Here is an 11,658-nt window from a genome sequence, read left to right on the forward strand (position 1 = left end):
ATGACCCGACTTTCCGGAGAAACGGCCCTTGTTCTTGCTTGGATCATTGCGCTTGTCTCATCGCTTGCCGTGCTCTTTATTGGCGAGGTGCTTGGTCAAACGCCTTGCGTCCTTTGCTGGTTCCAGCGCGCCTTCATGTTCCCCCTGGCTATCGTTCTTGGGCTCGGGCTGTGGTGGCAGGATCCCCGCGTGGGGCGCTATGGCGTTGCGCTGGCGCTTGGGGGGGCGGCAGTGGCGTTGTATCACATCGGCCTCTATGTCGGGCTGATCCCCGAGGCGATCCAGCCCTGCACGGCGACCGGCCCCTCTTGTACCGACGACAACCAGGTGGTCTTCGGCATTCCGATTCCGCTGATGGCGCTTGTCGCCTTCACGATGATCGGGATGCTTTCGGCCCTTTCACTGAAGGAAAAACAAATATGAATCGACGCGGCCTCATTCTATCCGTTCTGGCTGTTGGTGTCGCAGGTTTTGGCGGCGCGGCCTGGTATGCCACCCGCCCCCAACCCATGGCAGAGGCAGTCCCTGTCGCGCCCGAAGTGAACGATGTGCTGATCCGGCCCTATTCCCCGATCCTCGGCCCCGAAACGGCACCTGTCACGATTGTCGAGTTTTTCGATCCAGCTTGCGAGGCATGCCGCGCATTCTATCCCGTGGTCAAAGAGATCATGGCTGAGCACGGTGATGCGGTCCGTGTCGTCATTCGATACACTGCCTTTCACGGGGACGCTTCGGTGGAAGCGATCCGTGTTCTCGAAGCTGCGCGGATGCAGGATGTGTTCGAACCCGTACTGGAAGCGGTCCTGCGCGAGCAGCCGCGATGGGCGTCCCATGGCACTCCGGCACCGGGTTTGATCCTTGAGATTGCCGCAAGCGGTGGTCTGGATGTCGAAGCTGCTCGAACACAGATGCTGGCCCCCGGTGTCGTGGCAGTGCTCAATCAGGACCGCGCTGATGTCGAAGCGGTCGGCGTGCGACAAACGCCCACGTTCTTCGTCAACGCCAAGCCGTTAGACCCGTTCGGTGAGGCCAAACTGCGGCGACTGGTGGCGGCGGAAGTTGCGGCCAGCCAAAGTTGACGCCCGGCTAGATACAGGAGAATTCTTCATGAACAAGCTACCTTATATCAATGGTTTGACCCTTGTCTTGCTGCTCTCGGCCATGTCGGCTCCGGCATTTGCCGGTTCGGAGGATGTGGTCGTCGAAAACGCGTGGTCCCGTGCTTCGATCGGCGTCAACCGCCCTGGTGCCGCCTATATGACTGTGCACAACACCGGTGAAGACACGGTCACGCTGACCGGGCTTACAACACCACTGGCCGTGATGCCCCAGATCCATGAGACGAAAACCAACGCCGACGGCGTCAGTTCTATGGCGCCTGCTGACGAGATCACGATTGAACCGGGCCAAAGCGTAGCATTGGAACCGGGCGGACTGCACGCCATGCTCATGAAGCTGCAAAACCCGATGATCGAAGGCGAGACCTTCCCGCTGACACTGACGTTCTCAGACGGTGGTGAAGTCACTGTCGATGTCCCAATTCTGGGGATCGCCGCGCGCGGGCCGGAGAGCTGATGCAGCGTCGGCATGTGGTCCAATACGGTGCAGCCGGTGTAGGCGCTGTCGCTCTGATGCTCGGCGTCGGCTGGTGGCGGGCGGATGGTCCCGGTGCACCAAAACCTGCCGGGCAAAGGCCTCTCCCCCTGTCGGCGATGGATTTCCGACTGACCGATCACGAAGGCAATGAAGTGGGCCCAGAAACCCTGATCGGACGCCCGACCATGGTGTTTTTCGGGTTCACATACTGCCCAGATGTCTGCCCCACGACGTTATCGGATATCTCAGGCTGGCTTGAAGATCTCGGAGACGAAGCCGCGCAGATGAACGTGGTCTTCATCACAGTCGATCCGGAGCGGGACACGGTCGAGGCCATGGCCGAATATGTCGGCTATTTTCATCCGGCTATTCGCGGCTGGACTGGGCCGGCAAACCAGGTTGCCCGCGCTGCAGAAGGATTTCGTGCCTCGTATGAGCGCGTCCCGGCCGAAGGCGGCGACTATACAATGAACCATACGGCAAGCGTATTCCTGTTCGATGCCAAGGGTGAACTCGTCACCATGATCGACTATCACGAGCCAAGAGAATTCGCAGTGCCGAAGATCCGGCGTGCGCTGAAAGAAGACGTAGAGGGGGTAACATGAAGATTAGAATTATTTTGGCGAGCGCTGTGGTCGCAGGCGCTTTCTCGGTGACCGCCATCGCCATTTCTGGCGTTCTTTCTAAAGAGCCAGTGCCTCCTGCGATTGCTGAAGCGACCCTCTGGACTCCCGATCCGCTCTCGATGCCTCAGATCGCCGACTACGATGTGACACCGCCCGCCGCATTTCACGCCGACAATGCTAGCCCAATGCGACCTCTGCCGCTCTTGCAATCTGTCTTCGCAGAAACCGCCTTGCCCGAGATTGAACCGCCTTTGATCACCTGGTCGCGTGAGATCGCGTCGGGCGAGACGCTGGATGCGGTCCTGGCGAACGCGGGCATCGCTGCGCCTGCGCGTGCCGAAATCGCGCTCGCGCTTGGTGCAGAATATGACCTGCGCCGATTGCGCCCGGGCCATGAGATCACTGTGATCTCAAAGGTGGACGGAAATCCGAGCCGCGTGGAACTGGCAGTTGACGATGGGGTGCGGATCGAAACGGTCTTTGGTCAAGAACCTGTCACACGCGTGTTGGAGCCAGACCCTGAAATGGTGACGTTCGCGGGCGAGGCAGTGATCGAAAGCTCTGTCTTCGCGGCTTTGGACAAGGCGGGCATCCCTGCTCGCTTTGCGGTCGACATGGCGCAGATGCTGGGCGGCACAGTGGATTTTCGACACGAACTTTCCGGTGGCGAGACGATGCGTCTTCTTTGGCGCGAAGCGCGCGACGGAAACGAGAGGATCGGTCAGCCCGAACTTGCCTTTGCCGCACTGAATCTTGGTGAAACGGTCTACGAGATCGTCTGGCCGGATGACGGCAGCGGTAAAGCGACGATCTATGTTGATGGAGAGGTCCTGCGTGTCTTTGCCCAACCGGTGGAAGGAGCGCGGCTGAGTTCCGTCTTCGGCCGTCGCACACACCCAGTCTATGGGAATGTGCGCATGCACACCGGCGTCGACTTTGCTGCGGCAAGCGGTACGCCGGTGAAAGCGACGGCACCCGGACGCGTGAGCTTCATCGGACGTCGTGGTGGATATGGCCGGGTGGTGGAGATAGCGCATGGATCCGACACCCTGACACGATACGCACATCTCAGCGAGGTGCCGGACACACTCGAACAAGGGCAGCGCGTGATGGCCGGAGACATGATCGGTCGCGTCGGTGCAACCGGCACCGCGACCGGCCCAAATCTGCATTATGAGGTTCTGGTCGATGGTCGCCCGACCGATCCTCTCTCAGACGACCGACTGGCAGAGGCGGCTGAGCGAGATGCGGATGACACGGCTGCACTTGAGCGATTGGCTGAGGCACGCTCGCTACTGGCCGAGAGGCTCACCAGCGAATTTGTGCAAACAACAACCGAAAGGCTTTAATCCATGAAAAGACTGGCTCCCGCCCTTGCAGTCACGCTGGCCTTGTTTCCCGCGGCGCAAGCTGTCGCAGATTCGATCCAGATTGACGTCCGGAAGACAAACGGCTGCGGCTGTTGTCTGTCCTGGATGAAGCACCTCGAGGAAAGCGGATTCGCGCCGACAGGCGAGGACATGTTCGGGGGATCTCTTGTGCGCTTCAAACTCGACAATGGCGTGCCTCAGCGCATGGTCTCCTGCCATACGGCTTTGGTCGACGGCTACGTGATCGAAGGTCATGTACCGGCATCAGACATTCAGCGTTTGTTGGATGAGCGTCCAGATGCAGTGGGGCTGGCGGTGCCGGGAATGCCCTATGGCTCGCCGGGCATGGGACCGGAGGATGATCGTGAGGCTTATGACGTCTTCCTGGTCCGCGGCGATGGATCGACCGAGATCTTTAGCAGCTATTCGGCCGCTGATTGACGTATCGGCGAGACCTCAGCGCTTGGAACCCTTCGCCCCAATTACCCTTGGCTTTCTTGGAAGCCTGGCCGCCGGATCGCTGACCGCGGTCGGGGCGATCCCCGTTCTTTTCGGGCGCATCCCCTCCCGGGCTACGCGCGATCTGCTGCTTGGCTTCGCAGCGGGTGTCATGCTCGCTGCTTCGTTTTTCTCGCTGATCATCCCGGCTCTCGACGCAGCCGAAGGACAGTTCGACAAAGGTGCTCTCCCTGCGGCCATCGTTTGTGTTGCGATCCTGCTTGGCATGGGCGCGGTCGCTCTGATGAACGAACGGCTGCCGCATGAGCATTTCAAGACGGGGCGGGAAGGCCCCGACGCCGCTTCGCTGCGCCGCGTCTGGCTCTTCATCATTGCGATCACGATCCACAATTTCCCCGAGGGACTCGCCGTTGGTGTCGGGTTTGGGGCTGACGGTTTCTCTGGTGGCTTGCCGCTTGCGATTGGCATCGGGCTGCAAAACGCTCCCGAGGGTCTCGCCGTAGCGGTTTCATTGCTTGGTGAGGGGTATTCCAGGCGCCGTGCGTGGGGGATTGCCGCCCTGACAGGTCTTGTCGAGCCGGTAGGCGGGCTTCTTGGGGCTGGGATCATCAGCATCTCGCAGCCGCTGTTGCCATGGGGCCTCGCCTTCGCCGCCGGGGCGATGCTCTACGTCATCAGCCACGAAATCATTCCCGAAACCCACCGTTCCGGCCATCAAAACAGGGCGACACTCGGTCTCGCAGTTGGCCTCGTGATCATGTTGTTCCTCGATGTATGGCTGGGAGGATGAGATGAAACAGTCCCATTTCCAAGGTTTCATTGCGGCTGGAACTGCTTTTCTTGTCGATCAGGTGACAAAAGCAATTGTCGTCGCCAATGCGGCAGATTTGAGCGCCGGAATTCCGGTCTTTCCCGGTTTCAATCTCATCTACCTGCGCAACGATGGCGTGACATTCGGATTACTTGGTGGAGCGCCATGGTGGAGCCTTACAGTGTTGGCCCTCGCTGTCTGTGGCTGGTTGACCGTCATGTTGGTGCGCACTGCCAACCCGGTTGAGGCTATCGCCTATGGTGCGATTATCGGTGGCGCGCTCGGCAACGTCCTCGACCGCATCCGGTTTCGGGGTGTGACGGACTTCCTCGATTTCTACGCCGGATCCACGCATTGGCCCGCCTTCAACATGGCGGATGTTTTCGTGGTCGGCGGCGTGGGCCTACTGCTCATAGCCCCTTGGTTGAGCGCCAAGTTTCAGACTGGCACATGATGACGGGCTTGCGACCACTGACGGGTCGTGGCCGTTACATTTCCCTGCGATCAGGGATTAGCTTTATGGCGGGCGGTTTAACGGTTTTAGCCCTTCCACCATTCTCATGGCTCATCGTTGTTCCGGTCGCCTTCTCAGCACTTTTTCTCATGCTCCGGCAGGTTTCGACAGCGCCTGCCTTCTTCATCGGCTGGGTCTTTGGAATGGGCCAGTTTGGGTTTGGAGTTTCCTGGATCGCCGAGAGCTTTTACGTCGATTCCGAACGTTTCGGTGCCCTTGCGATCCCGGCAGTCGCGGGACTGTCCGCCGGACTGGCCATTTTCCCAGCTATTGCGGCGATGTTATTTGCCACCATCATGCAGCGCCGTGCTGTCGGCGGCATTACGGCAGGTCTTCTGCTTGCAACCTGCTGGGTTGCCGCAGAATGGCTGCGTGGTCATGTCCTGACGGGGTTTCCCTGGAACCTTGCCGCTTATGCCCTTGTCGAACATGCCGCCCTGCGCCAACCCGCCGCCTGGGTCGGAAGCTATGGGCTAAGTTTTCTCACGGTCTTTATCGGGCTGTTGCCCGGTGTGTTGATTGTGGCGGCACCAAACAGACGCGTGCCTGTTCTCGTGCTCTTCGCCGCTGCGGTGATGGGCCTCTGGGGTGGCGGCGCGCTGCGTTTAGGGACGGATGTGCCTCCGACGGATAGCGCTTTGCGCATCGTCCAAGGCAATGTGCCGCAAGTCGAGAAGTGGGCACCGGGCAGCCGCGAGCGAACGCTGGAAAAATACTTGGGCTTGTCGGCGCAACCTGGACGCTTCGACCTGCTGCTGTGGCCGGAAACGGCCTTTCCCGGTTTTCTGGACGAGGATGCCTTGGCGCGTAGGCGGTTATCCACGGTTCTGCCAGACGGCAGGATCCTTTTGACAGGTGCGCCTGACCGCGTAGAGGGCGATGGGGAAACCCGATATTTCAACACGGTTCAGGCCTATGACGGCAGCGGCGAAATTCTGACGGGATATGCAAAACATCATCTTGTTCCGTTCGGGGAGTATGTGCCCCTGAGAGGCTGGCTGCCGATCGAGCGGCTGACCGAAGGTTTGGGCGATTTCACGCCAGGACCAGGGCCACGTACGCTGGCGATCCCGGGTGCGCCTCTGGTCGCGGTGGCGATCTGTTACGAGATCATTTTTCCGGGCCAAGTAGTCGATGACCTTTTTCGCCCCGACTGGATTTTCAACGCCACAAATGATGCCTGGTTCGGCACCAGCTTCGGACCCGAGCAGCACCTCGCTTCCGCGCGCATGCGCGCGGTCGAAGAAGGGCTTCCTGTAGTCCGGGCGGCCAACACCGGGATTTCCGCGATCATCGACGCCAAGGGAGAGATCATCGCGCGCCTCGAGACCGGACAAACTGGAGTCATAGATGCCAGCCTGCCGACAGCGCTTGCGCCCACACCTTACGCACGTTTCGGTGATTGGACATCGCTGGCGCTCATCTGTGCGGTCTGGGCCCTGGCCTTTGCTGTCGGATTGGCAAGTCGAGGTCCCAATTCAGAAAATTCAAGATCGGAGGAATCGTGATGCTGGTGCTCGCAGGCTTTGTCGGAGGGGCGCTCTGGGGTGGCTATCTGGCGCAACGGCGGAAAGGGAACCGCCTGGATATACTTCAATACGCGACAAGCTTCGGTATTGCTTTTGGCCTACTCGCTTTTTTCGCCTCGGTGATCCTCTTGCGCATCACGTCTTGAGATTACTTTGGCACCGGCAACGAATTGAGACGACTGTTCAACATATTACTGTATTTGCTCCTGGCGGTTTTTGCATCCGGACTGGCCATATCCGGTGTCGTCTACTTTCTTTTGCGCGCCTCCGTCCCCGACTATGACGAGGACTTCAGAGTTGCGGGTATCGAAGGCCCAGTCGATATTCTGCGAGATGCTGCGGCCATACCGCACATTTCTGCAGACTCCGCTGCGGACGCCTATTTTGCGCTTGGTTTCGTTCACGCTCAGGACAGGCTTGGCCAGTTATTGAGGGCAAGGCGGGCAGCGCAAGCCTTGTTGCCACTTGACCAGACGATCGAAGTTGAGCCTTCGACAGCCCAAGCGCTCGACGCATATGCTGCAGGTGTCAACGCGTGGCTTGGTCTGGTGTCCGAAGGCGGGCGCGGCAGAGGCTCACCCGATTTGTTGATCGCGGATCAGAGAATGATCGCAGCCTGGACACCCGTCGATAGTCTCAGACTTGCCCAAGCGTTTCTGAACGATCTTCAACCCGAGAGACGGCAGAGTGACGTGTCCGGCTTGTCAGATCTACCGATCCCGTCGGATCGACCTCTTTTGCCCGAGCTGTTTGTGACCTCGCCCGAGGTCAGCCTCGATGCTTGGGCGTTGCCTGGAGACAGAACAGCTACCGGAGCACCAATTCTCGCCGCCGATATACGTGGCCCCTTATCGCTGCCTTCTGAATGGTACCTGGCGGATATTCAACTCCCGACCGGAGCCGCGATTGGGGCTACAATGCCGGGTGTGCCCTTCATTGTCGTCGGTCGCAGCGAACGCGTCGCTTGGGCGTTCCGATCTGTGTCCCAGAAAGCCGTTAAAGAGCCAGAGAATCCCACGGCCGCGCAGGCCAGCAATTTTCTGATGATGCTTGACCGTCTGGCGCGGTCCGCCGATGTGAACGATGCTATGGACGCATGCATGAACCTGGCACCAGCGGGATTGGAGATTCTTGCGATCGACCGAGAAACCCTTGCTCGCTGGCCTGACAGGGAGGTCGAAACTCCTTTATCGTTTCGAGACGCCCGTCTGGCTGCTCTTGATGAGCGGCAGCCGATATCCTCGGTCGAGGGCGCGATTGCGGTGCAGCGCGACACGGTCAGCGCTGCCGCGCGGGTGCTTCTTCCTATAATGGCAAAAGAGCTTTGGTTCGTGGGTTCCACAGGCGCTTTCGAAGAGAACCGCGCAGATGAGCTTCGCGGCGATATTCTGGATCAACTTGCCCAATGGAATGGCGACATGGATCGCTTTTCACCGGAGCCGCTCGTGTTCTGGGCCTGGGCGCGCTCGTTGCAAAAACGGATACTTCAGGATGAATTTCCATCCGCGACGAAGGTCTGGGCCAGGCCAAATGCCGATGTCTTATTTGCGGTGCTTTCAGATCGCGGAGGGAGCGCAATCTGGTGCGACATCCGCCCGTCCACCCGCATCGAGACCTGCCAGGATCAGGTTCGTGCGGCCCTGGATGATGCCATCGGCTGGCTTGTCGACCGCTACGGACCCGATCCGTCCGCTTGGGTCTGGGGCGAAGCACACGCTTTAAATATGGGGTGGGCACCAATCCGATCGAGCGGGGTCATCAGCGATCTGCTGTCTCTCAAAGCCCCATCTTCGGGCGATCCAGACACACTGATTGCAACGCTGTTCGCTTCTGACAATGACCGCCCGTTCGCGACCAGCGCGGGCACCAATTTTCAGGCGGTCATGTCGTTTTCGGAAGAAGCCGGATCCTATTTCATCGCGCCCGCCGGTCAGTCCGGCCACCCGCTCTCACGTTTCTATGAAAACCTTTTTCTCATGTGGATGCAGGGCAAATACCTTCCGATGTCCACTGATCTGTCCTTGGCCCAAGGTGGCGCAGTGGGAACATCTCGACTTTCACCAGTGTCCGTCGATGGGCCAACAATACAAAATGACAGGAGCCGATGATCACTTACTTCCTCCTTTTCGACCCGTTTGGATATGCGATTTCGCCAGTGTTCCTTGTTTCCGTCAGCTTGGCCGCATGGGTCTACATGCGCGGCCTCGTGCGATCCGCTCGCATTCGCGGGACGGTGTCTATGTGGCGGCAAGCCCTGTTCTTCGCTGGCTTGACCTGCATTCTCGCGGCCACGAATGCGCCTCTGGCTTCGTTGGGGCACAGCCTCTTTTCGGTGCACCAAGTTGAGCACCTTCTCCTCCGCCTTGCAGGACCACTACTCATCGCGGTCTCTCAGCCGTGGCGATTATTGCAAGCCGGTTTGAACAGACGGTGGCGTCGATACCTCGGCGCTCTTGGAAAATCTATTACTTTGCGGTTCTTGGCACACCCGATAACCGCCACTGCTGCGCTCATCACGTCGCTCTTTATCTGGCAGATTCCAGTGCTTTACGGACTTGCGCAGCGCATCGCGGCGATCGAGGTGTTCGCCCATTTTGCGATGGTGCTTGCAGGGATCTGGTATTTTGGCATGCTCTTCGACCCGAGAGATCCCCCTGAGGGCGCGAGGCGCGGCGCAAGGCTGATCTCCGGTTTTGCGGTGATCGTTTCAAACATTTTTCTGGGTTCCTTAACGACACTCAAAGAGGTGAGCCTCTATGCCTCCTACCAAACGGCGGGAACCGGGTTGATCGATCCACTGTCCGACGAAACCATGGGTGGCTACACGATCTGGGTCCCGTCCTCGATGCTGATGATCGCCGCGATCATTCTGGTCATGAACGGGTGGAACGCGGCCGAGGTGCGTCGCTGGAATTCACGCTACGAATTGATGCGCGGCTTGAACGCAGCGGCGCTGGAGTTTCCGGAAACCGCCGAAGAGTTGCGTCTGAAGGTGGCAAAGCCAAATCGTGAAATGGGCCGGACACTCGCCTTGGGCGCTTTCGCCATGTTCTCGGTCGTCATGATCACGCTCGTGACGATTGTCTATGCGCTTTGAACCGTCGGCCAAGTCCCACCCATACCGGAGCCCGAAGCATGAACCAAAATGTTGAAATTCCTGCCATGAAGGCTTTCGTGACCGGGTGGCTCGCGGTTGCACTGCCTGGGGCCGCCTGGGCACACGGAGGACGCGATCTCGGGTCCAGTGAGGTCTGGACGGCCTGGGCCCCGACGCTCGCGGTCAGCGGTCCACTGGTGTTGCTAGGTGCGATCTATCTCCGCGGTGCGATCCGGCGGTCAACGGCGCGCAGGTCCATATCCACCGCGCGCCACATCGCCTTCGCAACAGGCCTCGGCGCGATATTCCTTTCGCTTCAGTCCCCCATTGACCCGATGGGCGAGCGGTTGTTCGTCGCGCATCAGGTTCAGCATCTTCTTCTGCGGATGGTAAGTCCTATGTTGATGATGCTATCGCGTCCCGCAGCAATCGTGACGGCCGGCCTTCCAAGGGCTCTTCGGACAGGTATTCTGTCGCCGATGGCGTCGAGCGGTTTCGTCGGTCGTACATATCGCAACCTGCGGCGCCCGTGGATTGCCACCGTCCTGTTTGTGTTATCGCTGTATGTCTGGCAGGTGCCGTCCACCCATAATGCCGCTATCGTCAACGACGTCATTCACTGGGCAATGCATCTAACGATGCTGGCCGCCGGGCTTCTCTTCTTCGCGGTCATATTCACCGAACGTGACCGACCGGACGAGCCATCTCACTTCCTCCGCATAGTTATCCTTTTCGTGACGATAATCTCCAACATACTTCTCGGCGCTCTCACGACCTTCAAGACCAGCGTTCTTTACGCGGCCTACGATATCGAAGGACGGCTTTTCGGCATTGCTCCGCTCGCGGACGAGACCGGGGGCGGCATCGTCCTTTGGGTTCCCGGAAGCATGATGACGATCATCGCCTTGCTGATAGTCGTCTATGACTGGAACCGTATTGAAGAGAAGCACATTAGTCGTGGCCTTGACCGAAGTGGAGTTCTACAGGAGACCTCGGGAGACGAGTCCAGGGCACGATCGGCTTCGGGCGTCAGCGTTCGAAATCGGCGCATGGGCCTTTTCCTAGCGATGGTCGTGCCGACAATAATTGCGTTGGTCGTAGGTGTTGCCTCTCTCGTGGTCGTGATTTCCTGATTGTCGTCAGAGCCCGGAGCGTCACTGCTTGTGGCTCCGGGAATGCTTCAGCGCTCGTTCGAATGCCTTCAGTGTTGTATTGCTCACGTGATGCTCAATCCCCTCCGCATCGCGTTCCGCGGTCTCCTCGTCGATTCCGAGGCTCAGGAGAAACGCTACCACGATCCTGTGACGTCTTCGACAGGCTTCCGCCAACTCCTGCCCTGCATCGGTCAGGAATACCGCGCGGTAGCGTTCCCGCCGAACCAGGCCAGCGGCCTTGAGCCGCGAGATGTTCTTGGTCACGGTCGGCGGTTTCACGCCAAGTCGCTCTGCAATCTCGACCGGTCTGGCCTCTCCGCGCGTCTCGATCAGCTCTGCGATCAACTCGACGTAATCCTCCGCCATCTCGCTTTCATGTGCCTGACGCACGGTCGCAAAGCCTTCGGCCTGCGCCTCGGGAGCCCTGTCGACAGCCTCGAATGGCTCACGCCCATGTGATTGCAGCTTTGTCATACTTGGTACTTTGCAGCGAAACAGCGGG

The 11,658-nt window shown here is 59.3% G+C and carries 14 protein-coding genes; 13 read left to right on the plus strand and 1 reads right to left on the minus strand.

Annotated elements, in window-relative coordinates; genetic code table 11:
- The 13 genes from AC13D8_RS01185 (at position 1) to AC13D8_RS01245 (ending at position 11,135) form a co-directional block, all read left to right on the plus strand.
- Positions 1–423 carry a disulfide bond formation protein B gene (locus AC13D8_RS01185; RefSeq protein ID WP_482967278.1) on the plus strand — a complete coding sequence of 141 codons (423 nt, stop codon included), beginning with the start codon at positions 1–3 and terminating at the stop codon, positions 421–423.
- Positions 420–1,079, plus strand: coding sequence for a DsbA family protein (locus tag AC13D8_RS01190; RefSeq protein ID WP_482967279.1), 660 nt, complete (start codon positions 420–422; stop codon positions 1,077–1,079). Before AC13D8_RS01185 ends, AC13D8_RS01190 begins: the two co-directional genes overlap by 4 nt.
- A 28-nt stretch (positions 1,080–1,107) precedes the next feature.
- The gene (locus AC13D8_RS01195; protein WP_482967280.1) at positions 1,108–1,575 is read left to right on the plus strand and encodes a copper chaperone PCu(A)C; all 468 of its coding nucleotides are present in this window, start codon (positions 1,108–1,110) and stop codon (positions 1,573–1,575) included.
- Entirely contained in the window at positions 1,575–2,201 is a 627-nt protein-coding gene (locus tag AC13D8_RS01200; RefSeq protein ID WP_482967281.1) for an SCO family protein, read from the plus strand. Before AC13D8_RS01195 ends, AC13D8_RS01200 begins: the two co-directional genes overlap by 1 nt.
- Positions 2,198–3,571: a peptidoglycan DD-metalloendopeptidase family protein gene (locus tag AC13D8_RS01205; RefSeq protein ID WP_482967282.1), complete on the plus strand. Its 1,374-nt coding sequence runs from the start codon at positions 2,198–2,200 to the stop codon at positions 3,569–3,571. The genes AC13D8_RS01200 and AC13D8_RS01205 overlap by 4 nt, the downstream gene beginning before the upstream one ends.
- A 3-nt stretch (positions 3,572–3,574) precedes the next feature.
- Positions 3,575–4,033, plus strand: coding sequence for a DUF411 domain-containing protein (locus tag AC13D8_RS01210; RefSeq protein ID WP_482967283.1), 459 nt, complete (start codon positions 3,575–3,577; stop codon positions 4,031–4,033).
- Positions 4,034–4,055: 22 nt separating this feature from the next.
- On the plus strand, positions 4,056–4,841 hold the full coding sequence (locus tag AC13D8_RS01215) for a ZIP family metal transporter (protein ID WP_482967284.1): 786 nt from the start codon (positions 4,056–4,058) through the stop codon (positions 4,839–4,841).
- Positions 4,822–5,316, plus strand: coding sequence for a signal peptidase II (gene lspA, locus AC13D8_RS01220; protein ID WP_482967285.1), 495 nt, complete (start codon positions 4,822–4,824; stop codon positions 5,314–5,316). Before AC13D8_RS01215 ends, lspA begins: the two co-directional genes overlap by 20 nt.
- A gap of 65 nt (positions 5,317–5,381) precedes the next feature.
- Positions 5,382–6,884 (plus strand): apolipoprotein N-acyltransferase, encoded by a 1,503-nt coding sequence (gene lnt / locus AC13D8_RS01225; RefSeq protein WP_482967286.1) that lies wholly within the window; start codon positions 5,382–5,384, stop codon positions 6,882–6,884.
- Complete coding sequence (locus tag AC13D8_RS01230; protein WP_008282832.1) at positions 6,884–7,051, plus strand: hypothetical protein; 168 nt, start codon at positions 6,884–6,886, stop codon at positions 7,049–7,051. Before lnt ends, AC13D8_RS01230 begins: the two co-directional genes overlap by 1 nt.
- A gap of 24 nt (positions 7,052–7,075) precedes the next feature.
- Positions 7,076–9,013, plus strand: a complete 1,938-nt coding sequence (locus tag AC13D8_RS01235) for a penicillin acylase family protein (RefSeq protein ID WP_482967287.1) — start codon at positions 7,076–7,078, stop codon at positions 9,011–9,013.
- Positions 9,010–10,002 carry a cytochrome c oxidase assembly protein gene (locus AC13D8_RS01240; protein ID WP_482967288.1) on the plus strand — a complete coding sequence of 331 codons (993 nt, stop codon included), beginning with the start codon at positions 9,010–9,012 and terminating at the stop codon, positions 10,000–10,002. Before AC13D8_RS01235 ends, AC13D8_RS01240 begins: the two co-directional genes overlap by 4 nt.
- A gap of 38 nt (positions 10,003–10,040) precedes the next feature.
- On the plus strand, positions 10,041–11,135 hold the full coding sequence (locus AC13D8_RS01245; RefSeq protein ID WP_482967289.1) for a cytochrome c oxidase assembly protein: 1,095 nt from the start codon (positions 10,041–10,043) through the stop codon (positions 11,133–11,135).
- A 21-nt stretch (positions 11,136–11,156) separates the two neighbouring features.
- On the opposite strand, the gene mntR is transcribed toward AC13D8_RS01245, so the two are convergent.
- Positions 11,157–11,630, minus strand: a complete 474-nt coding sequence (gene mntR / locus AC13D8_RS01250) for a manganese-binding transcriptional regulator MntR (RefSeq protein WP_482967290.1) — start codon at positions 11,628–11,630, stop codon at positions 11,157–11,159.
- Positions 11,631–11,658 lie beyond the last annotated feature (28 nt).

The sequence above is a fragment of the Roseovarius sp. B-10 genome (genome assembly GCF_056859295.1).